This is a genomic window from Microbacterium schleiferi (genome assembly GCF_020781975.1).
Classification (GTDB): domain Bacteria; phylum Actinomycetota; class Actinomycetes; order Actinomycetales; family Microbacteriaceae; genus Microbacterium.
Genome location: NZ_JAJGNI010000011.1, coordinates 1 through 24,498 on the forward strand (window position 1 = coordinate 1; position 24,498 = coordinate 24,498).

Sequence of the window (24,498 nt, forward strand, 5' to 3'; positions counted from 1 at the left end):
TCAACGACGAGAACACGTTGCTCAGCGAGCGGTGCTCAACCGCAATACCGATGGTGCTCAGAGGACCGAATACTCATACAGTTGGTCCGACTCAACTCAGATGCCCGCTTGCGGCAGGCAGATCGACCTAGAGTGTGTTAACGAGTGAGCAGCCGCGCCGTTCAGAGGCGAGGGCGATCGCCGACGGGGCGGCTCACTCTTCTCCTCATCCCGGTGTTGCTCAGCGCGACCGGCGTCCTCGATCTCCGCATTCCTTGGCCGTGGCTCCATGGCGAGTCCGCGGGGGATCGTCCGGTCGAGCACTCACCCCTGAGAGCCCTGTCAAGGTGAGCTGGACCGGGACAGCCGCTGGAGTGCTCTATCTCGCGTGGCTGGCGTCCGCAACCCTGCGCCCCGGCGGCAACGGGCTATTCGAGACACAATCCCACGCGCGCGACTCCCGGTCGAAGCTGTTCCGGATGGGGCTCGTCACCAACCTGCTCAACCCCAAGGCCGCTGTCATGTAACTCGCGATCATCCCGCAGTTCATAGATCACGGGCAGGGAAACACGACCGCTCAGGGATTCGTTCTCGGCGGAGTTCAGATCATCGTCAGGATGATCGTCAACTCCCTCATCGTGCTGGGCGCCGGCACAATCTCCGGATTCGTGTCGACGCGACTCACATGGATCCGGCACCCCGCTCGGCGCAGTGGCGGTCACGCTGGCCAGAGAGGTCCCGCAATGCATCTCGCCCCTGAACCGGGCGATCATGCTGCAGGACCTCCGTGAGACGCCGCTCAGATAGACCGTCCTCCGGAAGCTCGACGAGTACGAATGACCCTTTCTGAAGGGATCGAGCAGGACTGTTGTTCTGCACAGACTCTGCTAGGTAGAGTGGGATTCCATCCGACGGAACCCGCCGTCGGTGAACAAAGGAGTTCCAGAATGCGCATCGTCTTGGTTCATGGAGGTTGGCAGGGTGGTTGGGCGTGGGACGGCGTTGTCGCTGAGCTCACGAAGGCAGGCCACGAGGTATGGGCCCCAACCTTGCAGGGTCACGGTGACAACGACGACCGTGCAGGTGTCACGCTCTCGACCATGGCGGACAATCTCATCGGCCGGATCGCCGACAAGGGGTGGGACCGGTTCGTCGTAGTCGGCCACAGTGGCGGCGGCCCGATCATCCAGCTCGTAGCTGAGGCGATGCCGGAGCAGGTGGAGCAGGCGATCTTCATCGACGCGTGGGTACTCGCCGACGGCGAGTCGATCAATGCGATCCTCCCCACCGAGTTGGCGAATTTCGCCCGTGGCACAGCCGCATCCTCGCCCGACCAGAGCGTGCCGATCCCGCCGCAGCTATTCATGACGGCTTTCTTGCAGGACGGATCGGAGGAGCTTCACGCGCAGGTCGAGCCCCGTCTGGTGCCGTCGCCTGGCGGTTGGCTCGACGAGCCGATCCGTCTTCGGACGGCCGGCACCGGTGACGTGCCGAGCGGCTACATCTTCCTGCAAGAGGATCGGGCTGTGCCGCAGGAGTTGTACCGCGCATCAGCAGACCGGCTCACGAACCCGACGACCGCGAGCTCGCCGGGGAGCCATCAGGCCATGTTGACGCGCCCGGTGGAGCTGGCAGCAGCCATCGTCTCCGTTATGTCGTGACGACGTTTCGCTCTTTCGCGACTTCCGCTGGGACCGTCGCTTACGCCGAATGGCTGCCCGGCGGCCCCGCCCGTGCGACGGTGCTGCTCGTTCACGGCGGGGGGGTGGGCCCCGGTGGCTGGAGTCGAGCGATCGGCGGGCGACCCGGGTGGGCACCCCGTCTCGCCGAAGCCGGATACCGCGCGGTCGTGATGACGTGGCCTGGGTTGTCGGCTGGCGGCGCATGGGACCCCGACACGCGGCTGGATGGGGCGGCGGTCGCCGGCGCGATCGTCGAGCTAATCGCTGCGCTCGGCGGCCCGGTCGTCCTCGTGGTCCACTCCATGTCCGCCGCTTTCGGCTATCGGGTCGCTTTCCACCATCGGGATTCACTGATCGCCCTAGTCGCGCTGGCACCCGCTCCCCCCGGGGACATCCAGCCCGAGCCCGCCGTGCTGGAAGAGGACGCCGATCACATCGTCGTCCAGGGACGCCCGCTCACCTGGAGGCTTCCCCGTCGCGGCTGGTGGCATCCCGGACCAGAGTTCATCGAGGCGAAGCTGGTCGGTGCAAGCGAGCAGTTCCCACCCGGTCACCTGGACGAGCTCCGTTCGCAGCTGGTGCCAATCCCAGCCGGGCTCCTCCTCGAGCGGCAGAACGTCCGCGGTGCGCAGGTCCATATCGGCGACAGGGAGTTGGACGGCCTACCGACCCTCGTGATGGTCGGTACCCACGACACCGATCATCCGATCGAGTCGGACCGCGCGACTGCTGACTGGCTCGCCGAGCGAGGCGGCGATGTCAGGTTCGTCGCGTTGACGGCAGCGAACGTGGCTGGCAACGGCCACATGCTGATGCAGGAGTCGAACAGCGATGCGGTACTCACCCTGGTGACGGAGTGGCTCGGTCCAAATGTGCGCCTGCGGCGGTGAGGATGGTGCAGTTGATCGCGACCCGGGCTCCGGACATCTGTGATGGCCCGACTACAGCAGGAGCCGTTGCTCAGCAAGTTCCTGCAGCAGGAATCGCCAGAGATGCCCGTCGTTGAATGCGTCACCCAGGTCGGGCAGGTCGGCGAGGTCGTTGTCATCGATCGGTATAGGCTCGGCCCCTGCCTGCAGAACGGCGAGGTGCACGCGAGCGAGGCTGTCGACATTGATCGCGCGGATGACGGCCTGCGGGACGCTCTCGCCGACGGCCGTGAGGCCGTGACCGCGCAGGATGCCGACCGGCCGCGTGCCGAAATCGTCCGCCATGGCCGTCGCGCGTGCGTGGTTGCGGATCAGCGCAGACGAGGGGTGCGCGGGGATGCCGTCGCGCGCCATCCGCATAGCGGGGATGTTGAAGGCACCGACAATCGGTAGCAGTGTCCGTCCGGTTAGCGAGAACGCGACGACAGCCGGCGGATGCGCGTGGACGACGGATCGGGCCGCAGGATTGCGGCGCAGCAGCTCAAGATGCAGAGACAGCTCGTTCGGCGCCCGGTACCCGCCGGCGAGCTCGAACGATCCCTCGAGGGGCACGGCGAGGATGTCGTCGGCGGTGGTGAAACGCAGCCCCCGCTCCTGCGGTCCGCGGGCTCGGATGAGGACGGTGTCGTCGTCGACCCGCAGGCTGACGTGCCCGAGGATGTCGTCCACGAGCCCCCGGACCGCGAGCACGCGGCAAGCATTGGCGACGAGCATGCGTTCGTCGACGTAGTCGTTCATCATCCACTTCTCCGGCGACGCAGTCGAAGAAGGCGATCGAACGGTTCGCGGCGCTCTACGAAGCGGCCGGTTGGACGATTCTGCCGGAGGTCATCGAAGGCACCCGACGCGGGTATCGGATCCTCGCTTCTCACTACCCATACAAGGGCGACTCGCAGGAGTCGGATCGGCACACCACCCATCGACCGCGCTGGGACGACGGGATCCCACTCCTACACGGCCACACCCACGCCCGCGACCACGGACCGAACGGGCACCAGTTCCACGTCGGCGTCGACGCCCACGGCTACACGCCCGTCCCCTTCACCGAAATCGACGCGTGGATCCGCGGCCTCCCAGACGCCGAACCATGGCTCGACATCGCAATCCGTGAGGCCCGCCAGACCATTACCGACCTCGACGGCAGCGAAACCTCAAACTCCGACGCGCTGTTCTACACGATGGGCTACAACGAGCTACGGGTCGCGCTGGAAGAACTCCTCGGCGCGTTCGACTCCGCCCACCCCGACTCGCCCCCGGGGACTGTCTAGGCGCGGGACTTCCGCGTCGGCGTATACCGCGTGGGCCCGAGTGTAAACAGTTCGCCTGCCGCGGGACCTGATCGGAGGGTACGCGGTTCCCGTCGGAAGCGGATCCATCCGCGACGCCGCCAGTGCACCATCGTCAGGTACCGCACCGACGCCGAAGACCACGCCTCCTGACGCTCCGCGGCGTCGGGGTCGTGGGCGGCGAGCTCCGCGAACACCTCACGGAAGGTCGGCGGCTGACCACGCTCGCGGGTGTGGCGGTGGATGAACCTCACGGCGCGGCGCGCCCACACCGGCGCTGTCTCATCAGCGGTGAGTTCAGTGAACAGCGGCACGAGGTGCGGTGCCGACCACGGCTTCTCGTACACTTCACCGTCGTTCGACACCACCCTGCAGCTCCCCTCAGCGGTCATCCCAGATATACCGCCGCCGAGCCCAGCCAGGGGCGCGGGCGTCGTCAGAAGGATGATCCTCGCCAGGGGAGGATGTCAGTGTCTCGCGTGGGGCGGTCGGCGAGGATGTGCTCGGCAACGGCGCCGCATCGATGAGTGCTTGCAGTGCCGTGGTGTACTTCTCTCCGGTCGCCTTCATGCGTTCCCTGGCGGCTTGCTGCAGCCGACGGGAGGTTCGCTTCTCAGTTGTCATGACGTCCCTGCTTTCCCGCGGGGGCGGACGGTGATGCCGGCGGCGTGCAGGTGCCGGTTGATGGTCATCTCGCTGCATCCGGCAAGGTGCGCGATCTGTGCCATAGTCCTCCCTTGCGTCTCATAGTGGTCGCGTAGCCAATCGGAATCGAGGGTGAAGGTGGGGGGTCGTCCGCGACGCGACTTGGTGCCCGTGTCGGCGAGGATGCGGCCCACGGTCTGCCGGGACACGTTCACGTCCGCGGCGATCTCGTACGTCGACGCCCCCGCCGCATACGCCCGCGCTAACACATCGGGAGGCATCACGTCCGCGGCCGTTGATCGTGCTGGGCGGCTCCGCGCCCACGCCGCAGGCGCGTCCGGGACACCGTCCGAAGGCTCGGGTGTCCATGTGACGGGCTCATCGATGCCGTTGACGAGAAGGAAGTCCGCGGCGAGCTGGTCGAGTCCCGTCCGCACCGCTGACGGCAGTCCATCGGCGAAGCGGGCGACGGCCGGCGCGGTCACCCCTGCCTGATCCCACTCCGGCGGGATCGAATGGATCGGATTCCCCGACAGTGTCCGGTGCAGGAGCGCCCGGGCCAAACGCCATCGTCGTCCACCCCCAGCCGATACCCCCGCCACCCGGCACACCTCCTGCCACTGGGATTCGAGGAGGATCCCGCTGTAGTCGAGGGCGCGACGTCGGGCGTAGTCAACGGGCACGTCATGCGTATCGAGGAACGCGGCCAGCCGGAGGATCGCGTGCAGGGTGCCCACGTCATGAGAGCTGCGACCGAGGTCACGCATCACATGGGTCACCTGGCGGGCCGGCGCCTGCGGATCGAGCAATGCAAGAGCGGCGGAGTGTGTGAGCCTCGTGCCCGTGAACACCACCGCCGCCGCCAACGCCGACGCCACCACCTCACTGCCGACCCGTTGCGGCGCGTACCGGGTGATCCACTCGCCCCACAACTGTGCCGGTACCTTTCGCGCTCGTTCGACCGGGCTGACCCCTGACGGTGGTGCGGACTGCAGGAACACCGTCGGCCGGCGACGACGCCCCAGCGCGGCCGCGATCAGGGTCTGCAGTTGCGGCGTGTGCGCCGTGTACGACGAACTCTGAGCCAGCCGCCCCTGCAGCAGCGCGGCGACACTGCCCGGCTTCGCCAGTGCGGTGACGGCGAGGGTGGTGCCGACGGCGGCCCCGACGGCAGAATCCGGTCGTGCCCGTACTGCCGTCGTCCAATCCTCGCTCGCCCTAAACAGCGCCACGAGCTCCTCACCAAGCGGACTGATGTCGAGGCGATCGCCGGCGGCAATCGCGTGCCGGGCGGTACGGGACAGCAACCGAGTGTCTTCCAGCACCGCGACCGCCGGCTGCGGCGCCTCCGCATAGATCCCGAACCCTGCCCCGCCGGTGGAAACGATCCGCATCAACGCCCGCTGCGCATCCAGGACCGCCCGCGACACTGGAGTGCGGGTCGGGTCGGCCGTGAGGTCGGCCCGACACCGGTTCGCTTGCGGGCCCCGTCCCGGCCCTTGGACGGGATTGTGGCACCGGCCAGGAACGGGAACAAGCGCGAGCGGGTGGGCACGGTACCGGGCAGGACGATCACACACGGGGCACCGGTCCACGAGCAGGCGGCGGTGGCGAAAACAGGCGAACCCGAACGGGAACTGCCACGACATCCGCCACCGGCCACCCGAATCGACCAGGCACTCCGGGCAGTAGCGTCCCGCGGTCCCCGCCGCCGGGCATTGCGAACTGATCCGCCCCCGCCGGGTGTACCGGATCGCATGGTGCGCGAACCGCATTCTCGTCATCTCCTGGAACTGATCCGCCGGAATGCCCGTCGACGCCTCGAGCCGCGACGCCTGCTCATCAGTCAGCGCGGTGGCCCAACTGTCCGCCATCCACGCGGTCGCCGACACCGCCACACCCTCCTGCTGCTCGATGAGGCCGAGCGCGCAGGCCATCTCGTTCATCGTCGCCCCATAGGTGGCCGCCATCTTCTCCAGCCAAGAGTCGAACGGCTCATCAGGCAGCGGCCGCACCCGAAACGGCAGCACCCGCACCTCATAGGAAATCGTCGACGTCGTGGTCATGCGGCGGCCGCCTCGCCGTCCTGGTTCTTGCGGCGGCGTGCCTGGTGGTTTCGCAGCTGCTGATCCAGCTTCGCCTCAAGCTCGCGGCGCTCCGTCTCCGCGCCCTCATCGATGCGGATGTCGTCGAGCAGTTCCCGATCGATGACCTCCCGCCCTGTGCGGATCGCGCGGGACGCGCCGCGACGGATCAGGTCCATGAGGGATCCGATGTTGCCGGTGGTGCGGGCGAACAGGTACCGGGACAGGTCGACCAGCATCCCGGGGCGAGCACCGGTGAGGACGAGAGCTTGTTCGACGCCGAATAGCAGCCGGTCCCACTCCTCCCTGCCCCTCTTGTGGGTAAGCGTGAAGGGGCTGAGCCCGAGGACGGTCCATCGGCGGAAGGTCTGCGCCATCGCCGCCTCCCGGCCGGTCTCCCCTTCACCCACCAGGCCGCGGGCGCGGAGGGCGACGCCGGCGAACAAGAACGTCGCGTTGTATTCGTTTGCGAGCCACTTCAGCTGGTTGGCGACTTCGACCCCGTCGCGGGTGCGCATGTTCAAGAAGTGCAGGTCGTCAACGATCACCAGCCGGGTGTCATGCCGTTCGATGCACTCCGCCGCCGCCCGGGCCAGGTCCCGGCCGGCCATGGAGCGGTGCAGGATGCCGGCGGTGGCGGGGTGGGCGTAGAAGCCGAGGATCATCATGTGCAGGCCCTTGATCGTCAGCCGCCCCGTCAGCGTCACATGACACACCGGCAGGTGCCGCACGTCCCTGTCCGCGTCCAGCCATCCCCCGGCCTCCGCGATCCGCTGCTGGTGGAACACGCGGCCGAAGTTGTTCACCACGGTCGACTTCCCGAGCGCCGGCGGGGCGTCGATCGCTGCGGCTGACTTCACCCGGTCGGAGTCCTGCAGGTTGGAGTCGAGGATGTCCGCCAGCTGCAGTTCGATGTCCTCTACCTGCCGTGTGCGCAGCAGGATGTTCGCGTGCCACACCCGCCGCTCCAAGTCGTAGACGACGCGATCGCGAGCAGGCAACGACTCCAGCTGGGCGCGCGAGAGCTCCTCAGGGCGAGCGCGGGGAGGCCGTTCGGCGAAGTCTGTCCAGCCCTCGTAGGTGGAGAGGCTCCGTTGGCGGGGCGGCTGCTGCGGGGCGCTCGTCGGGCTGGTCATCGGAGCATCTCCATCGGTTCGAAGTGGTAGTCGCCGCGGATGGTGGGCTCGTCGATGTCGTCCTCGTCGTCATCATCACCGGTCTCGGGCGTGTCGACGCGTCGGCGCGGGTCGCGGACGGAGCCGGTGAGCTCGGTTCCGAGATCAGACGAGGCGGTCAGTTCCGCGTCGAGCATCCGTTGCACGGTGCGTAGCGACCACACCCCGTCCGGGTCCGGTTCCTTGTCGTTCAGCTGTGCGGCCATCCGGGCGCTCATCCGCCGCTCCGATGGCGTCAGACCACGGCCGGCGCCCCAGTCCTCCAGCAGCTGCGCGGCGACGTCGTCAACCTGGGAGGGGCGACCCTGCCGGATTGCGATCTTCTTCGCGTACTCCAACGCGTCCAGGCTGAACGGGGTGTCGAAGCTGCCCTTGTGCTCCCATTCGAGGGTGTGCCAGGTGTGGTCCTCGGGGTCGTGGAAGTAGATTCTGGTGAGGTCGTCGGGGTTGACGAAGAATGGCCACTCCGTACCCTTGTCGCGGTGGATCGACCGGGCCCGGTTGCGGTACTTCGCGACCGACTCGCCGGTGTAGCGGAGTTTGTGGATCTCCACCCCGTAGTGGTTGAACTGCCGCTTCACCACCGGCAGCAGCTCCAGCAGCACGTTCCGGTCGGTGGGCAGACGCAGCTGTCCCGCGACAGCCAGGCCCTGTTCGTATCGTTGCGCGGGGCTGAGCTTTACCCCGGGCAGGTTTGGATCCTCCAACGAACTGTGGGGACGAAGGTGGTAGACGGTGGCTACCCATTCCCGGATGATCTGCTCCAGCTGCGGCACCGTGTAGACGGCCTCTGCTTCGGGGTCCTCGCCGCGTCCGGCGACGTCCGCGCCCTTGTAGCCGGGCAGCTCTTGCAGCAGGTCGTCGAGGGTGCGGAAGAATCGTTCCACGGGGCTCTTGTCGGTGGGCTGGTAGATCCGGGCGGGTTGGATCGAGATCCCCAACCGGGCGCACCCGCTGGTGAGATGCTCCGACAGGTAGGCGGCGCCGTGGTCGACGACCAGCGTCTCCGGCAGGATGCCGGCGCGGGTGAACCGGGACACCTTCGTACGGGTCGGGTCTACCAGCAGCGTGTCGGGCAGACCGTGGTACGGCCAGCGAGCGGACGTGCCCCAATCCGTGGGCGTATCAAACGGTTGCAGCGCCTCCATCAGCACGCCGGCGACGTCGATCGATTTCGTCGAACCCGGCGTGAGCCGCAGTCCGAGGATGCACCGCGAGTACAGGTCCATCGCGATCGTGAGATCCGCTGACACCCATTTCCCGGTCACCGGGGCGACGGCGAACACGTTCAGCGGCGTGGTGTCCATCAGCACGTACTCGCCCGGCCGGACCGCCGACAACCGCCCGTAGGGTGCGGAGGGTCGGTTCGCGGTCGACCGTTTGCGTTTGGTGGGGCCGGTGAATGTGGCCCGGCCTCGATCCAGCTCAGCCAGCGCGTTGTACGCGCTCGCGCGCGAGGGGCGCTTCACTGTCCCCGGGCCGTGGACGCGCTCGGTGCGTGCATTGATCCGGTCGATGATGATCTTCTTGGAGACCTTCGCTTCGGGGGTCTGCTCATCCAGGACCGTCTGCGCGGTAGCGATCCACCGCGGGTCGAACCCGGTCAGCGCGTTTCCGGCTTGGGAGGACCGGTAGTCCATCAGGCCCGCCTCCCCGGACTCCCGGTACTGCGCCACCCAGCGGCGCACGGTCCGTTCGCCCTTCCCGAGTTCGGTCGCCTTCGCCGCAGTCCGCTGTCGCAGACTGTGCTGCGGGTGGTATTCCAGGCGCGGCTCACCCTCCCGCGGGATCTGCGGAGTGCCGGACTTGTATCCGGTGAGCACCTCGCGGACGTGGTCGGCGCGCTCCATGGTGCGTGCCTTCGCGGAGTCGGTAGCGTCCGCCCACAGCACCCCCAGCGGAGTAGCATCCCTTTCCCGCGTGTGGCCAGGGATGTGGGCCTTGCCGCCCTCGGCGGCGGGGCGCAGCACGTCGACCATCCGGAGTCGGCGGTGCCGGCCCGTGCGGTCGCGGATGATCACCGCCCCGTCAGCGATCTCCGCGACCGTGCACGCCTCCCCGTCGTAGACGAAGTCCATCCCAGGTCGCAGCATCCAGCTATCCATCATCATGCTTCCTCTCAAAGTGAGTAGTCGGGGATCGGGTGCCGGGACTCAGGCCGTGTCACGGAGGGATGAGCCGCTCTCCGCCGTCACGCGAAGATGCCGCGCCGGTGGCTGCACGACGCGCGTACCGAGCACTTGCCGCAGGTACTCCTCAACGGCGCGCAGCAGCTGGGCTGCCGCTTCCTTGTCCGCTCTCGGTGACTGCGGGGGCACCGGCAGGGCCACGGGGATGCCCAGCGCCTCGCATGCTCGCGCCGTGTCGGCCTCGCGGTCGCGCTCCGATCTCGTCGACCGCTCCGGGCCAGCCTCCTCGAAGAGCAGGGAGGGAGTGCCAGGTCGAAGGTCGTCTCGTGCGCTCATGTCAGCTCCAATACGCTCGTCGTGCTCAACAGGTGGGACAGGTCCGTGCGCAAACGCTGTGTCCACAGCAGGTGCAGCACGAGGGAACGGGCGAACCGCTGCTCTCCCGCGATCGGAGTCACGGCACGCACCGCTTCCCCGAACGTCACAGCGGCTCCCAGCACGGTCGCCGCGGCATCGACCTGCCCGGGATCGAACTGGAAGCTGCGCCGGTACCCGGCGAGGAACTGCACATTCGCCAGCAGCACCGGATCGGGCTCGGAGCACACCCGGTACTCCCAGCCATGCGCCTCGACCTCCCGCCGCGTCCAGTCCAGCGAGTCCCGCACCGCCGGGACCTGCAGCTTCGCCGCCGGCTTCACATCGACAACGCACACCAACCGGTCTGTGTGCGAGATCAGATAGTCCGGGATGTGCCTGCGGGTCGTGCCGTGATCGTCGCCCTCCATCAGGAACGGCTGGGACAGGATCCAGTCCACTCGCGGGTCGAAGTCGCACAGCAGCAGGTTCGCGTACTCCAGCCGCGACTCGTACCCCACGGGCGCCTGCATCGTCGCGGACCAGTACGAGCCGGAGAAGTGACGCTGCTTGCGGTACCAGCGGAACTCACGCCACGGCACCGCCGCCGCGAACACCCCCAACCGGGCATCCGGCAGCGAAACGACGTCGACGTGATCCTGCATCATACGGATCCGGATCGTCGACGCCACCGCGATCATCCCCGACCCGGCTCCCCGGCCCGCAGCTCACCATCGCCCGTGTCCCCGGTCGGAACCTGACAGCGGTGCGTGCGCATGAACACATGCTGTTGCCCCGCGACCGCGCAGCGGAACTCACCGACGCCACAGAAAGAAGTGAGCAGCTTTGTACTAAATCACTAAACAGCTAATCACTAGTAAATGTCACATTCACTACCAAGCTCGATGTTGCGCCTGTCAGATACACAACAAACCTCCGCCGACCAGTCGGCGGCGTCCGACGCATATGAGACACTCGGAGCATGACGGCGATCCACCCGATTGCCCCCGAAGACTCCAAAGCGCTCTTCGGGAACAGCTACATGCACACCGTGCTGGTCGAGATCACCCGGCACGGCGATGAACCGTTCTCCCCGAAGCAGATCATCGACGCCACCGGACTGCCCGGCGGGATCATCCACCCGCTCATCAAGAGGCTGAAGTCCAGGCATTTCATCGAGTACCTGGGCCGTGTGCCCGGGGAGAAGACCACGCTGTACCAGGTCCGCGACAACCCCTACATGCGCGCCGCCCGCGAGTACGCCGAAGCTGCGCCCGAGATCCCGCAGCATCGAGCCGCCAGCTAACCCACGGCGCCCCGGATCGACCCACAGCTCGGTCGCGACGACCGGTGAGCGACGTGTTCGACGTGCGTCGCGCCACCACGTGCCACCGCTGCCGAATTCGCAAGGTGCGGCGTCCAGAGCACACACTGGTGCGTTCTCCATGTTTCATGAATCTTGAATTTGATCTAGACTGGGTAGGTGCCAACCCTTGCCCGCGCGGCCGAGCTGTCGAAGGCGGTCTTCGGCAGCGAGCACATGCTTTCCGTGATGTGGCAGATCTCGCAGGCACCGGACGCAACGTTCAACGCTCCCGCCATCGAACGGGCCACGGGCCTGGCCGGGAGCATCGTGCACGGCATGCTCGCACGACTCAAACGCGCCGGCCTCATCGAGGTCGTGGGCCATCTCGAGGGAGAACGCACCCTCGCCTACCAGCGTCGCGACCATCTCGTATGGCAGGCGGCATCTCAACTCACGTCCGAGGTGACTGACACCCTGGGCATCGGAGGCCCCTATGACAGCTAGCCCCTCCACGACCGTCGCCGGGACGTCCGGGGTGAGTTGGCAAACCGGTGCCCATCGCGTCCACGTCGACCTCGAGCTTCACCTCCCGGAGATCCAGCGCCGCCGCGCCACAAACGCGGCGGGGTCTGTACAAGACCTGGACACTCTGCGGTTCCTGCTGACGCTCCCCGTCGATCAGCCCACCGCCCTCGCGGGCCTCGATGCGTACGAGCGGCGCCTGGCTCGGCGAGCCGTCCGCTGCGGGTTCGCCGAAGAGCGCGCCGTCGCCCGCAGCCAGTCCACTCTCATCCGAAGAGCGGAGCCTCCCGTGACGGTGCGGCTGATATCGGTGTTCGGCCCGTTCCGTCGCAGCACCCTGCAGTTGGCGACGACATTCGCCCCCTACGGGCGTCGTCGACTCGTCGTCCCCTCTGGACGGCTCGACGAGATATTGTTGCTCGAAGCAACCTTCTACGGTGTCGGCGTTACGGTGGCCGACGCCAACGGCGAGCGGACCGTCGCCGCGTCGGCGCCCTTCCAGCCCGCCCGGTTCACTGGCGCCTCCTGGCTGTTCGCTGAGCGCATCTACGGCCAGGCGCTCAGCTCAGCGACCGCCACCGGGCAAGTGTCGGCGGCATCGAGATCATGACACCCGTGTGCTGGGCGAGCCGAACATGCTCCGCTTCAGCCTCCGCCAGACGCTGATTCCACCACCGTGCCACTTGAGAGGTCCCCATCGAGGTGACGATACCTGCGATCTCGTCCAGCGCGGCCAGATTGTGCAGGTGAGCCCGGAGCCGATCCTCATCGGAGCCGGTGAACGAGTCCACCGCGCGTCCCTCACAGTGGCGACACGGGCACGGCCACGGAGTCGCGCTGGCGAACCACTTCAGGTGCATCTCGCTGGACCGGGCGAATCGCATCAGCTCCGGCATCAGCACGTGCGGCGTGCGATCACCAGGGCGACTCGAGTACGGTCGGCTGCCCGGCACCGGCAGGCGCCGCAGGCTCGGGATCTGCCCGATCACGGCCGCGCGAGCGCCGGACGCGAACGCATCGATGCCAGCGAAGTCCGCCCGCCACGGCACCGCACCCTTCACCTCGCCGAAGAACCGGCGATACGACTCCGGCGCCCCCTTGAGATTCAGAGGATCACCCGCCTTCGCTCCCAGCGCCAACGCCACCGGATGACGGCTCCGCGCGGCGACCGCGATCAACTGCGAGATGTGATCCGGCGTCGACCACTTCTGATGGACGGCCAACGGGAGGATCACGTCGTCGCGGTCGATATTGTCCGCAGCCGCGAGGACCGCCTTAAGCGCCCCCGGGTCTGCGACGTCCACAAACCCCGCTGGGATCACCGCGACCGCCGCGCCTGCATCGCGCTGCGCCTGGAGAGTCTCCTCCACCGTGGGCGCGATGAGCGCATCCACCGGTTCATCGATAATCAACGGGCGCTCGGCCGTCGCCGGAGCGAGCACCGAAGTCGGCTCGATAAGGAAAACCAAATCCTGATGCCGCGCCCGCAGGCGCCAGGCGGTCTGAAGAGCCGTCGGCCCCGACAACACCATGCCGCCGTGTTCCATGTTCACGTGCGGGGCGGTCTGCATCGTCTCACCGCCAGCCATCGTGAACACTCGCCCGCCCAAAGTGCGCTCGACCAGCGTGGCACCGGCGAGCGACTCACGCGTCGTCCGCGAAACCAGAGAGCTGTCGACCACCTCGATGTTGGCCCGATCGGTCATGCTGCGCTCCTCACGTAAAGGTCTTCGAACTCGTCCTGAACCAGGAACGCGTCGCGCGCGAGCTCTGCGACGCTCTCACCCTCATTCAGCCGCTGCTGCACCACCCGGTCGATCAGACCAGGATGTTCCTCGGCGATCGCTACCGGCTCTACGCTCCGATATCCGGCGCGGGAGAGCTCGATGTTCAACTGCCGGTAACGGCCCTCGCTGATCACATCCAGATCCACCGCACGCCGCAGCAGCGCCGCGATCGACACCCGCCACTTCGACTTCAACCGTGCCAAGCCCGGGATCGTCACCGGTGCCGCCGCCAGATCCATGCGCACATCCTGCGCCGGCATCAAGAACTCCGCCGCGAACCGATCCGCCTCAGACTCCTGCGTCTCCGACGGCACCTGATGCATCACCGCGTGCGCAAGCTCATGCGCCAGCGAGAACCGCTGCCGATCCGGCGGAATGTGATCTCCCAGCAGCACCACTGGTCGCTGTCCTTCCGGCCAGCTCACCATCGCATCGATCCGCTCCGACCCCAACGATCGCTTCACCACCACAACCCCGGCATCCTCCAGCGAGCGCACGAGGTCTTCCAGCGGACCGGACGCGATACCGATCGACGCACGCACCTCCTGCGCGATCTCCTCCGGAGTATCGAAGCCATCGGGCGGAAGCGGGTGCCGCACCAGCCGCACCGGCGTGTCTCCCGCGACGAGCCCCGTCACTTGCAAGTGCAGCAATTCCAGTTCTGCCCGCAACCGGTTCGCCACCGACAGGGGCAACGTGGAGCGCTTGCGATGGAACACATACGGCGCCGCTCCCTCATCCACCGGGACCGTCAGCAGCACCGGTGGAACACGCAGCACACCGCTCAGCTTCTCCAGGCGGTCGGGGTCCAACTCCACCAGCCCGGATTCCGCCTTCGACAGCACCGCTTGCGAGATCCCCGTGGCTTCGGACAACGCACCCTGCGTCCACCCACGCGCAACTCGGACCGTGCCGAGCATCACCCGGCCGGTCCGGCGATCAGAAGCAAACTCTGCCATGACTCCCATCTTAGTCAGCGCCTCCGACAATCGCGCGATCCATGTGCAGAAATATTCTCGCGTGTTGGATGTGAACAGCCCACTCTGACCGCGACCCCACGCCAGACCGGGTCGACGGAGATGAGCCGCCCGATCACGTCGATGCCAAATCCATCCACCGCACTTGGCCGAATGGCCAAGTGCGGGCCAAGTTGACACAGAAACGGCCATCTTCACGTGGAACCTACACCTATCCGAAGTCGCCGGGGGCCATGTCGGCGAAGCGCGAGTAATGGCCCTGGAATGCGACGGTGATCGTGTCGGTGGGTCCGTTACGGTGCTTGGCGACGATCAGGTCGGCCTCGCCAGCGCGGGGTGAGTCCTTCTCGTAGGCCGCTTCACGGTGCAGCAGCACGACCATGTCGGCATCCTGCTCGATCGAACCCGATTCACGCAGGTCAGACAGCGCCGGCTTCTTGTCGGCACGCTGCTCGGGACCACGGTTCAGCTGCGACAACGCGATCACGGGAACCCCGAGTTCCTTGGCGAGCAGCTTCAGCGCACGGGAGAATTCCGAGACCTCCTGCTGACGCGACTCGACCCGCTTGCCGCTTGTCATGAGCTGCAGGTAGTCGATGACGACCATCTTCAGGCCGGCGCGCTGCTTGAGTCGGCGGCACTTTGCCCGGATCTCGACGAGGGTCATGTTCGGGCTGTCGTCGATGTAGAGCGGTGCCTCATTGATGCGGCCTCGGGTGGCGGCGATCGTCGTCCAGTCGCGGGAGTCGAGCGTGCCCTTGCGCATGTTCTGCAGCGGCACGGCGCCCTCCGCACTCATGAGGCGCATGGCGATCTCGCTGCGCCCCATTTCGAGTGAGAAGAAGATCGTCGGCATGTTGTTCTTGATCGCCGCGGCTCGCGCGAAGTCGAGGGCGAGCGTCGACTTACCCATCGCGGGACGAGCGGCGATGATGATCATCTGCCCGGGGTGCAACCCGTTCGTGAGCTGATCGAGACCGCTGAAGCCCGTCGGGATGCCGGTCATCTTGCCATCGCGGCCACGCGCGGCCTCGATCTCTTCGAGTGCGGCATCGACCGCGGTCTCGAGCGGCACATAGTCTTCGGCTGCCTCGGCGCCGGTGACCGAGTAGATCTCCGCCTGCGCGGAGTTGACGAGGTCTACGGCTTCGCCCTGCCCGGCGTATCCCATTTGGACGATGCGGGTACCGGCCTCGACGAGACGACGCAGGAGCGCGCGCTCCGCGACGATCGACGCGTAATAGGCGGCGTTGGCGGCGGTAGGGACGATCGAGGTGAGCGTGTGCAGATAGTCGGCGCCGCCGGCGCGCTGCAGTTCACCCGTCTTGATGAGCTCGTCGGTGACCGTGATGACATCGGTCGGCTCACCGTGCGAGTAGAGCGTGAGGATCGCCTCGAAGATCAGTTCGTGCTTGGGGATGTAGAAGTCAGCGCCGCGCAGGGTCTCGATGACATCGGCGACGGCATCCTTCGACAGCAGCATGCCGCCGAGTGCGCTCTGCTCGGCGAGGATGTCGTGCGGCGGAGTGCGCTCGTGCTCACGGGGTCCGCCGAGCCGATCCTCCGAGATGTCCGCAATCGACATGTATCCCCCTTCACTGTGATGACGTCAACCGTCGTGCGTTCACTGCCCGCGACTCGCTGGGGCGAGCGTTCGGGCTGGTTGCCGAGGCCGTACAGCTATCCGGTTTTCGCGCCGAATGCGGATCGCCTCCCCACCGGGCAGGACCACGCTAGGGATGGGGTCCGACACCCGCAACACAGCCTGTGGATAACTTTGTGGAGAAGATGCGGGAAACGCCGTGGAGCTTGTGAGAAGTGCCTGTGGACAAAGCCTGGGGGTCTACGGAAATGGGCATGCGAATATCCACCTGATCTGGGTTTTGTTTTACGCACAGATTGTGGACAAGGTTGTGGTTGAACCTGGGATTGAAGGTTCGCTTCGGGACCGTCCACTGTGTACAAACGGCGGGGATTCTCCTACCAGGGACCCCGCGAACGTGCAAGTAGGACGAGCAAAGGGCGAAACGTCCTGCAGGGGCAAGGGGGATTGTGCTTCACGCGAATCGGCGTCTGATCCCGCGCAAATCGAGCGTTCAATGACCGGCTGTTCGGGGAGCGGAGGCGAACGATGGACACGCATCCTCAGCGGATGACGTCGGCGTCACCGCGACACTGGTCGCCCGACGCCCTGCACGCCGCTGACGCAGAAGGGCGGATGCTGCAGACTGCGTGTCTGCGGCATCCGCCCTTCGGGGCGTCTCGCGATTACTTCGCGGCGACGACCTGCAGCGTGATCACGGCGGTCACGTCGTCGCGCAGACGGATCGTGGCCTCGTGCTCGCCGACCGACTTGATCGGCGACGTGATGTGGATCTTGCGCTTGTCGAGGTCACCAAAACCGGCGGCCTTGACAGCGTCCGCGACATCCGCGGGCTTGACCGAACCGAACAGGCGGCCTTCGGCGCCAGCCTTGATGGCGAGCTTGACCTTGTTCGACTCGAGGTTCTGCTTGAGCGAAACAGCCTCTTCGTGGTCGTGGATCGCACGAGCCTCGCGTGCAGCGCGGATCGAGGCGACCTGCTTCTCGCCACCGCGGCTCCAGGCCACGGCGAATCCCTGCGGGATGAGGTAGTTACGGGCGTACCCGTCCTTGACCTCGACAACGTCACCGGCGCTACCGAGCCCGGCGACCTCGTTCGTGAGAATGAGCTTCGACATGGGGACTCCTTAGCGGCCAGCGCCGGCGTAAGGCAGGAGCGCCATTTCGCGCGCGTTCTTGATCGCGCGGGCGATCAGACGCTGCTCCTGCACCGAAACACCGGTGATACGACGGGCGCGGATCTTGCCGCGCTCCGAGATGAACTTGCGGAGGGTTGCGACATCCTTGTAGTCGATGACGCCGACCCGGATTGCCTTTGCCGGTGCTACCGGCTTGCCGCCCTTGCGCGGCTTGCGGCGATCGCCGCTTGACTTTCCAGCCATGGGATTTCCTTACGTGTGAACGGATGCCGCGGCATCCGTAGTGCTTAGAACGGGGTGTCGTCGCCGTAGCTGCCGGGGGCAGCCCAAGCGTCGGCGTTCGAGGAACCGGGGGTCGACCAGGGCTCGTCGGCAACCTGACCGCGGGACTGGCTACCGCCACCGCCGCCACCGCTGCTCGCGGCGCGCGTGACCTGAGCTGTCGCGTAACGCAGCGACGGGCCGATCTCGTCGACCTCCAGCTCGATGGCGGTGCGGTTGTTGCCTTCGCGGTCCTGGTAGCTGCGCTGCTTGAGGCGCCCGGTCGCGATGACGCGGGAGCCCTTGGTCAGCGAGCCGGCGACGTGCTCGGCGAAGTCACGCCAGACGCTCGCGCGAAGGAACAGCGCTTCGCCGTCCTTCCACTCATTGGCCTGACGGTCGAAAGTGCGCGGCGTCGATGCGATCGTGAAGTTCGCGACCGGAAGCCCGTTCTGCGTGTAGCGCAGCTCGGGATCAGCCGTGAGGTTGCCCACAACGGTGATGACGGTTTCGCCGGCCATGACGATTACGCCTTCGCAGCCCGAGCCGGTGCGGCAGCCTTGCGGGCAGCCTTCTCTTCGGCGCGCTTTGCCTCCGACGCGACCATCGCAATGGCCTCCTCGGCACGAAGCACCTTGGTGCGCATGATCTGCTCGTTCAGCTTGAGCTGACGGTCGAGCTCCTGCGCGGCATCGCTGGTCGAGGTGAAGTTGACGACGGCGTAGATGCCCTCGGTCTTCTTCTGGATCTCGTAAGCCAGGCGACGGCGGCCCCAGACATCGACGTTCTCGATCGAGCCACCATCGTTGGTGATGACTGCGAGGAACTTGTCGAGGGTCGTGGGGACCTGGCGCTCGTCGATCTCAGGGTTGATGATCACCATGAGTTCGTACTGGTGTGTGTGCGTCACTGACCCACCTCCTTCGGACTAGAACGGCTGTCGGGCATTTCCCGACAGCAGGAGGGTGTGTGCACGTGTCCGGACTGATTCCGCATGAGCGGATGCCGGACAACCTTCACAGTGTATCGGATGCGGCATCCGCGGCCCAACCGGCCGTTCTCCGCTGCCGGTGCGGCCCGGGTCTCAGGCGCGGCGTCCGGGCGTCTCGCCCCGCATCCGCATCACCAGTGCGTGCAGTGGGCTGGTCAGGAACAGCAGGAACATCCACCAGTAGTTGAGCGTCGGGACGATGAGCATCATGAGGAGCGCGACGGTGAAGAGCGCCGTGATGATGACACCGACGATCAGCCCTTCCCGGAGCCGCGACGGCTTCTCGCGGTGCAGCTCGGGGTGATGGATGAGGTAGACGCGCGTCAGGGTCAGCACCAGGCTCGTGACGATGAGCGAACCGACGTACAAGAGCTTTTCGATCGGGTCCGGCTCGAATGTGCTGGTGATCGCCGTGGCCACAGGGAGCCACACGATCGTGAACATCCACAGGATGGTCAGCCACAGCAGGGCCTGGTTCACACGCTCGACCTTCGCGAACATGCGGTGGTGGGTGATCCAGAAGTTGGCGATGAGCACGAAGCTCAGCATGAAGGTGAGCAGGCTCGGCCACTCCGCAGCCACCCAAGCTCCCGCCCCCGACTCGGTGGCGTCGGTCACACTGTCCATGAGCGGCAGGATCAGCAGCGTCATGGCGATCGCCACGACGGCATCCGTGAATGCCTTCAGCCGTTCGGCGGATGGCAGCTCGGCATCCGCCGACCGCTGCTCGTCCGCGCGAGACTCGGCATCCGTCATGCCGCCACCGTACTACCCCGCCGCACCGCCGTATCACCGAGCGGGGGTGGGGCGGCGGAGTCAGGCCGTGCGGCCGAGGCCAAAGTACTCGAGTTCGGCGTCGTTGAGCATCCGCGAACGAATGAGGAATCTCTTGCCGGTCGGACTCTCGACGCTGAATCCGGCACCCCGGCCTGGAACCACGTCCACGGTGAGATGCGTGTACTTCCAGTACTCGAACTGCGACTCCGACATGAAGAACTCGATCGGCTCGATCCCGTCGATGTCCAGGATGCCGAGCTTCACGTCACTCGGACCGGTCATGAACATCCCGACCGGGTAACACATGGGTGCGCTGCCGTCGCAGCATCCGCCCGACTGGTGGAACATGAGTGGTCCGTGCTGCCCTGCGAGTTCCCGCAGCAGCGCTGCCGCCTCCTCGGTGACCGCAACGCGTTCGTAGGTTCCAATGCTGACCATGGTGTCTCTCCCTTGAGCTAGCCGGTGCCGAATGCAGGATCACCAGGCGCCGGCTGGGTGATTCGCCGGCCGGACGGCGGTTTGATCCTGCATTCGGCACGCGGGGCGACATCCGTGACGGATGCCGCCCCGCGCTGCGTCGGTCTAGAAGAAGCCCATCGGGCCTTCGGCGTAGGAGACCAGGAGGTTCTTGGTCTGCTGGTAGTGGTCGAGCATCTTCAGGTGGTTCTCGCGACCGATGCCCGACTGCTTGTAGCCACCGAACGCGGCGTGCGCCGGGTACTGGTGGTACGTATTCGTCCACACGCGGCCGGCCTCGATTGCCCTGCCCGCACGGTAGGCGGTGTCGCCCGACCGGCTCCACACCCCGGCGCCCAGGCCGTAGAGCGTGTCGTTGGCGATGTGGATCGCGTCGTCGAACCCGTCGAAAGAGGTCACCGAGACGACCGGACCGAAGATCTCCTCCTGGAAGATCCGCATGTCGTTCGTGCCCTCGAACACGGTCGGGGCGACGTAGTAGCCACCGCTGAGGTCACCGCCGAGGTCGACCCGCTCGCCGCCGGCGAGGAGCTTGGCCCCGCCGTCCTTGCCGATCTGGATGTACGAGAGGATCTTCTCGAGTTGGTCGTTCGAGGCCTGCGCACCGATCATGGTGGCCGGGTCGAGGGGGTTGCCCTGCACGATCTTGCCGACGCGCTCGAGTCCGTCCCCGAGGAACTGGTCGTAGATCGAACGCTGGATGAGCGCGCGCGACGGGCAGGTGCACACCTCACCCTGGTTGAGCGCGAAGAACGTGAAGCCCTCGAGCGCCTTGTCGTAGTAGTCATCGTGGCGTACGCGCGCGACATCCTCGAAGAAGACGTTCGCGCTCTTGCCTCCGAGTTCGAGGGTCACCGGGATGAGGTTCTGCGACGCGTACTGCATGATCAGGCGCCCGGTGGTGGTCTCACCCGTGAAGGCGACCTTGCGGATGCCCTTGTGCTGCGCGAGCGGCGCCCCTGCCTCGATGCCGAAGCCGTTGACGATGTTGACGACGCCGGCGGGGAGCAGGTCGCCGATGAGGTCGAACAGGAACAGGATGGATGCGGGAGTCTGCTCGGCCGGCTTGAGCACGATGCAGTTGCCGGCGGCCAGCGCCGGCGCGAGCTTCCAGGTCGCCATGAGAATCGGGAAGTTCCAGGGGATGATCTGGCCGACCACACCGAGGGGCTCGTTGAAGTGGTAGGCGACGGTGTCTTCGTCGATCTGGCTCAGCGACCCTTCTTGGGCCCGAAGCACGCCCGCGAAATAGCGGAAGTGATCGATCGCGAGCGGGATGTCGGCGGCGAGAGTCTCGCGGACGGGCTTGCCGTTCTCCCACGTCTCGGCGACGGCGATGGCCTCGAGGTTCTGCTCCATCCGGTCGGCGATCTTGTTGAGGATGTTGGCTCGCTCGGCGGGAGTGGTGCGCTTCCAGCTCTGGAACGCCTTCCATGCGACATCCACCGCGCGGTCGATGTCTTCGACGGTGCCTCGCCCGACCTCGCAGAAGGGCTTGCCGGTAACGGGGGTGATGTTCTCGAAGTACTGGCCCTTGATCGGTTCGACGAACTCGCCGCCGATGTAGTGGCCGTATCGGGGACGGTAGGTGGCAACGGACCCGCGCTCGCCCGGCGCGGCGTAGACGCTCGAAACGCCCTCTTCGACGATGGTCATGCTGAGTCTCCTTCGACTGCGTCGCGACGGCCGTCGTCGCGATGGGTCGACGCTAGGTGAGGCAACGTTGCATTCCGTTGCACGGGGCTCACGGCATCCGTTGCACGTGAAACACCCCAGGCGAGTTGCACTTCATTCAGCCGAGTTGTCCCTTATCCAGCCGAGTTGTCCTGACCTGGGCACACCAACTCGGCAAGACGAACACCAACTCGGCGGGGAACGCGTCAGGGGTCGACGCGCTCAAGACGGTCGATGCGCGCGACCAAGCCGGCCCGCTTCGGAGACCTGGCAGGGAGCATGGACAGGCACAGGCGAAGCACCTCGACGTCGTCGGCTCCGGCATCCGTGTCAGCGAAGGCGAGGAGCACATCCAGGCTGGCCTCTGCCAGCATCGCTTCGCGCAGGGTCACCCGGACGGTATCGCGGAACTCCTCGACGCCGGGGGCCGCCGAGTCGGGGAGCACATCGCCGCGATAAGCCGCGAGCGCAACCCGGTGCGCGCCGCGATCAAGGAGCGAAAGCAGCTGATGCGCATCGGTCTCGAGCGGCACCGTGAGCCGGTAGGGCCGGGATTCCGGAGCGAGCGACGGCGCGATCCGCTCGAGAACCTTGCGCAGCCGAACCATCTCGGCCCGCAGCGTCGTTCCCGCATCAGGATCGCCGTACACGAGTTCACCGAGGGATTCGGCCGAGACGCCCTGGCGATGGGTCGCGAGGCACAGCAGGATCTCGGCGTGCCGCGTTGTCAGCTCACTCACCCGCAGGTGTCCGTCTGAGAGGGTCTCGAGCAGGGCGCGGTCTCGGCCGAGCACGCGAAGGGTCGCCACGACGGATGCCGAAGCCGGCCGGGCCCGCCGGGGTTTGGGTGTGTCGACCTCAACCCCGTCCGCGGCAGCGCGCGGGCCGGAAGCCCGCTCCCGCAGACGAGAGAGCAGCAGCTCACCCTCGACGGCACGGGCTGTCGCATCCACCAGCAGCTGCGCTTGGGCCGACGCGGCAGGGTCGCCTCCGGTCACGTCGATGACCCCGAGAAGGCGGCGGGTCTCGGGGTCGTGCACTGGCGCCGCGGTACATGACCAGGGCTGCACGAGCCGGTTGAAGTGCTCGGCGCCGCGGATCTGCACCGAACGATCCAGGGCGAGGGCGGTTCCCGGCGCCGCCGTGCCGACTGCCTTCTCCGACCAGTCGGCTCCGGGCACGAACCCCATATCGCCGGTGAGGGATCGCAACGTGCGGTCGCCCTCGACCCACAGCAGCCGTCCCGCGGCATCTCCGATCGCGACGATCACCCCCGATTCCTCGGCGGCTCCCGGGATCAGCAGTCCCCGGATCATGTCCATGACAGAACCGAGCGGATGCTGCGCCCGAAGCAGCTCGAGTTCTTCGGCGCTCAGGGCGAGCGGGGGAAGACCCTCGACGCCCACACGTCCGTCGCGCGAACGCCGCCAGCTCTCGCGCACGACGCCCCGCACGTCGCCGACCCGCGCATCAGTATCGTTGCCGAGCACGAACTCCTCGCGGGCGCGCTCGATGATCAGCCTCGAGGCGTCGGGGGTGGTACCCGACCCGGGGGACCACGGCGAGGGCATGGGGACTCCGATCGGCACTGATCGTGATGGGCGCGGGCGTCTGTGCGCGCCGGTGCGGTCCAGTGTAGGCGCGGCGGCGGCCGGTGTCGCCGGGTAGCGTGGCTGCGTGCGGATCACGGTACTTTCGGGCGGCGTCGGCGGGGCTCGTTTCGTGAGCGGAGTGCGCGGGTGGGCGCGGCGGGATGCCGCGGCGCAGGGCCTTCCCGACGACGACGCTCACGACATCCGCGTGGTCGTGAACACCGGAGACGACTGGTGGCTAGCGGGCCTGCGGATCGCCCCCGACCATGACTCTCTGCTGTACTCGCTGAGCGGACAGAACGACCAGGATCGGGGATGGGGTCGGCGCGACGAGACGGAGCGCGTCGCGTCAGAACTCCAAACCTGGGGTGTGACGCCAGAGTGGTTCACCCTCGGGGATCTCGACCTCGGTGTGCACATCGCGCGCACCGCCTGGCTTCGGGGCGGAGTGCCGCTCGGAGAGGTCTATCGCCGACTCGGCGCGCGCTGGCAACTCGGGGCGACCCTCGTTCCGGCGACCGAGGATGAAATCGATACCTACGTGCACACTGCCGACGGTCAGCGTATGCATTTTCAGGAATGGTGGACGCGGCACCGCGCGAGCATCCCGGCGGTGAGGTTCGAGAACGCCGACATCGAGAGGGCGCGGCCAGCCGGCGAGGCCCTCGACGCCGTCGCGGATGCCGACGTGATTCTTCTCGCGCCCTCGAACCCCGTCGTCTCGATCGGGCCGATCCTCGGTATCCCGGGGATGCGCGACGCGCTCCGCGCGGCATCCGCTCCCGTCGTCGGGGTCGCACCGGTCATCGGCGGTCGGGTCGTGCGGGGCATGGCTGACGCCTGCCTCACGGCGATCGGAGTCGATACGGATGCCGCCGCCATCGCCCGCCACTATGGCACCCGCCACGCGGGCGGCGTGCTCGATGGGTGGCTTGTCGCCGAAGAAGACGCGGCATCCGTCGCCGGGCTGACCGCGGACGGCATCGCGTCTCGCGCGGTTCCGCTGTGGATGCGGGATGCCGACACCTCGGCCACTCTCGCCGGCGACGCCATCGCGCTCGCGCAGAACCTGCGCTGAGGCTGGCGCCGCACTGCGGGGATCAGCTCACCCGCCCGGTCTTCTCTTGCC

The 24,498-nt window shown here is 66.8% G+C and carries 26 protein-coding genes; 7 read left to right on the forward strand and 19 right to left on the reverse strand.

Translation table 11 applies throughout. The annotated features are described in order from the left end of the window. Positions 1-326 precede the first annotated feature (326 nt). The 3 genes from LL236_RS12550 (at position 327) to LL236_RS12560 (ending at position 2,551) form a co-directional block, all read left to right on the forward strand. Positions 327-506: a LysE family transporter gene (locus tag LL236_RS12550; RefSeq protein WP_005050722.1), complete on the forward strand. Its 180-nt coding sequence runs from the start codon at positions 327-329 to the stop codon at positions 504-506. Positions 507-926: 420 nt separating this feature from the next. After that, entirely contained in the window at positions 927-1,640 is a 714-nt protein-coding gene (locus LL236_RS12555; protein ID WP_228179186.1) for an alpha/beta fold hydrolase, read from the forward strand. Further along, positions 1,637-2,551 (forward strand): alpha/beta hydrolase, encoded by a 915-nt coding sequence (locus tag LL236_RS12560; protein WP_005050725.1) that lies wholly within the window; start codon positions 1,637-1,639, stop codon positions 2,549-2,551. The genes LL236_RS12555 and LL236_RS12560 overlap by 4 nt, the downstream gene beginning before the upstream one ends. A 51-nt stretch (positions 2,552-2,602) precedes the next feature. Here LL236_RS12560 and LL236_RS12565 read toward each other — a convergent pair whose 3' ends face one another. From LL236_RS12565 to LL236_RS12600, 8 genes are all read right to left on the reverse strand, one after another. Further along, complete coding sequence (locus LL236_RS12565; RefSeq protein WP_228179187.1) at positions 2,603-3,328, reverse strand: class II aldolase/adducin family protein; 726 nt, start codon at positions 3,326-3,328, stop codon at positions 2,603-2,605. 526 nt (positions 3,329-3,854) lie between these two features. After that, positions 3,855-4,244 carry a hypothetical protein gene (locus tag LL236_RS12570; protein WP_175987719.1) on the reverse strand — a complete coding sequence of 130 codons (390 nt, stop codon included), beginning with the start codon at positions 4,242-4,244 and terminating at the stop codon, positions 3,855-3,857. A gap of 13 nt (positions 4,245-4,257) precedes the next feature. Then, the gene (locus LL236_RS12575; RefSeq protein WP_228179188.1) at positions 4,258-4,500 is read right to left on the reverse strand and encodes a hypothetical protein; all 243 of its coding nucleotides are present in this window, start codon (positions 4,498-4,500) and stop codon (positions 4,258-4,260) included. Beyond that, on the reverse strand, positions 4,497-6,587 hold the full coding sequence (locus LL236_RS12580) for a TniQ family protein (RefSeq protein WP_138174602.1): 2,091 nt from the start codon (positions 6,585-6,587) through the stop codon (positions 4,497-4,499). The genes LL236_RS12575 and LL236_RS12580 overlap by 4 nt, the downstream gene beginning before the upstream one ends. Next, positions 6,584-7,741: an AAA family ATPase gene (locus tag LL236_RS12585; protein WP_138174604.1), complete on the reverse strand. Its 1,158-nt coding sequence runs from the start codon at positions 7,739-7,741 to the stop codon at positions 6,584-6,586. Before LL236_RS12585 ends, LL236_RS12580 begins: the two co-directional genes overlap by 4 nt. Beyond that, on the reverse strand, positions 7,738-9,873 hold the full coding sequence (locus tag LL236_RS12590; protein ID WP_171024260.1) for a DDE-type integrase/transposase/recombinase: 2,136 nt from the start codon (positions 9,871-9,873) through the stop codon (positions 7,738-7,740). The genes LL236_RS12585 and LL236_RS12590 overlap by 4 nt, the downstream gene beginning before the upstream one ends. Before the next feature lie 60 nt (positions 9,874-9,933). Further along, entirely contained in the window at positions 9,934-10,245 is a 312-nt protein-coding gene (locus tag LL236_RS12595) for a hypothetical protein (protein WP_138174608.1), read from the reverse strand. After that, positions 10,242-10,955, reverse strand: coding sequence for a TnsA-like heteromeric transposase endonuclease subunit (locus LL236_RS12600; protein ID WP_212743498.1), 714 nt, complete (start codon positions 10,953-10,955; stop codon positions 10,242-10,244). The genes LL236_RS12595 and LL236_RS12600 overlap by 4 nt, the downstream gene beginning before the upstream one ends. A 290-nt stretch (positions 10,956-11,245) precedes the next feature. On the opposite strand from LL236_RS12600, the gene LL236_RS12605 reads away from it, so the two are divergent. The 3 genes from LL236_RS12605 (at position 11,246) to LL236_RS12615 (ending at position 12,701) form a co-directional block, all read left to right on the forward strand. Continuing rightward, positions 11,246-11,569 carry a hypothetical protein gene (locus tag LL236_RS12605; RefSeq protein WP_138174610.1) on the forward strand — a complete coding sequence of 108 codons (324 nt, stop codon included), beginning with the start codon at positions 11,246-11,248 and terminating at the stop codon, positions 11,567-11,569. Between the two features lie 177 nt (positions 11,570-11,746). Then, positions 11,747-12,073: a MarR family transcriptional regulator gene (locus LL236_RS12610; protein ID WP_138174612.1), complete on the forward strand. Its 327-nt coding sequence runs from the start codon at positions 11,747-11,749 to the stop codon at positions 12,071-12,073. A gap of 31 nt (positions 12,074-12,104) precedes the next feature. Then, entirely contained in the window at positions 12,105-12,701 is a 597-nt protein-coding gene (locus LL236_RS12615; RefSeq protein WP_138174614.1) for a hypothetical protein, read from the forward strand. On the opposite strand, the gene LL236_RS12620 is transcribed toward LL236_RS12615, so the two are convergent. The 11 genes from LL236_RS12620 to LL236_RS12670 form a co-directional block, all read right to left on the reverse strand. Then, a complete protein-coding gene (locus LL236_RS12620; protein WP_138174616.1) occupies positions 12,652-13,797 on the reverse strand; it encodes a hypothetical protein in 1,146 nt (381 codons plus the stop codon). The two genes, LL236_RS12615 and LL236_RS12620, sit on opposite strands and share 50 nt — an antisense overlap. Next, on the reverse strand, positions 13,794-14,867 hold the full coding sequence (locus tag LL236_RS12625) for a helix-turn-helix domain-containing protein (RefSeq protein ID WP_228179189.1): 1,074 nt from the start codon (positions 14,865-14,867) through the stop codon (positions 13,794-13,796). The genes LL236_RS12620 and LL236_RS12625 overlap by 4 nt, the downstream gene beginning before the upstream one ends. A gap of 199 nt (positions 14,868-15,066) precedes the next feature. Continuing rightward, positions 15,067-16,440, reverse strand: coding sequence for a replicative DNA helicase (dnaB, locus tag LL236_RS12630; protein ID WP_228179190.1), 1,374 nt, complete (start codon positions 16,438-16,440; stop codon positions 15,067-15,069). Between the two features lie 683 nt (positions 16,441-17,123). Continuing rightward, positions 17,124-17,576 (reverse strand): 50S ribosomal protein L9, encoded by a 453-nt coding sequence (rplI, locus tag LL236_RS12635; protein WP_228179191.1) that lies wholly within the window; start codon positions 17,574-17,576, stop codon positions 17,124-17,126. 9 nt (positions 17,577-17,585) lie between these two features. Continuing rightward, positions 17,586-17,840: a 30S ribosomal protein S18 gene (gene rpsR / locus LL236_RS12640; RefSeq protein ID WP_195692622.1), complete on the reverse strand. Its 255-nt coding sequence runs from the start codon at positions 17,838-17,840 to the stop codon at positions 17,586-17,588. Positions 17,841-17,884: 44 nt separating this feature from the next. After that, positions 17,885-18,379, reverse strand: a complete 495-nt coding sequence (locus tag LL236_RS12645) for a single-stranded DNA-binding protein (RefSeq protein ID WP_228179192.1) — start codon at positions 18,377-18,379, stop codon at positions 17,885-17,887. 5 nt (positions 18,380-18,384) lie between these two features. Continuing rightward, a complete protein-coding gene (gene rpsF, locus LL236_RS12650) occupies positions 18,385-18,741 on the reverse strand; it encodes a 30S ribosomal protein S6 (RefSeq protein ID WP_228179254.1) in 357 nt (118 codons plus the stop codon). 201 nt (positions 18,742-18,942) lie between these two features. After that, the gene (locus tag LL236_RS12655; protein WP_228179193.1) at positions 18,943-19,605 is read right to left on the reverse strand and encodes a TMEM175 family protein; all 663 of its coding nucleotides are present in this window, start codon (positions 19,603-19,605) and stop codon (positions 18,943-18,945) included. Positions 19,606-19,665: 60 nt separating this feature from the next. Further along, positions 19,666-20,064, reverse strand: a complete 399-nt coding sequence (locus LL236_RS12660; protein ID WP_228179194.1) for a DUF779 domain-containing protein — start codon at positions 20,062-20,064, stop codon at positions 19,666-19,668. Positions 20,065-20,208: 144 nt separating this feature from the next. Continuing rightward, the gene (gene exaC, locus LL236_RS12665) at positions 20,209-21,759 is read right to left on the reverse strand and encodes an acetaldehyde dehydrogenase ExaC (protein WP_228179195.1); all 1,551 of its coding nucleotides are present in this window, start codon (positions 21,757-21,759) and stop codon (positions 20,209-20,211) included. A gap of 224 nt (positions 21,760-21,983) precedes the next feature. Beyond that, positions 21,984-23,348: a GAF domain-containing protein gene (locus LL236_RS12670; protein WP_228179196.1), complete on the reverse strand. Its 1,365-nt coding sequence runs from the start codon at positions 23,346-23,348 to the stop codon at positions 21,984-21,986. A gap of 106 nt (positions 23,349-23,454) precedes the next feature. Here LL236_RS12670 and cofD point away from each other — a divergent pair, with 106 nt between their 5' ends. Then, positions 23,455-24,447: a 2-phospho-L-lactate transferase gene (gene cofD / locus LL236_RS12675; protein WP_228179197.1), complete on the forward strand. Its 993-nt coding sequence runs from the start codon at positions 23,455-23,457 to the stop codon at positions 24,445-24,447. Positions 24,448-24,498: the final 51 nt, after the last annotated feature.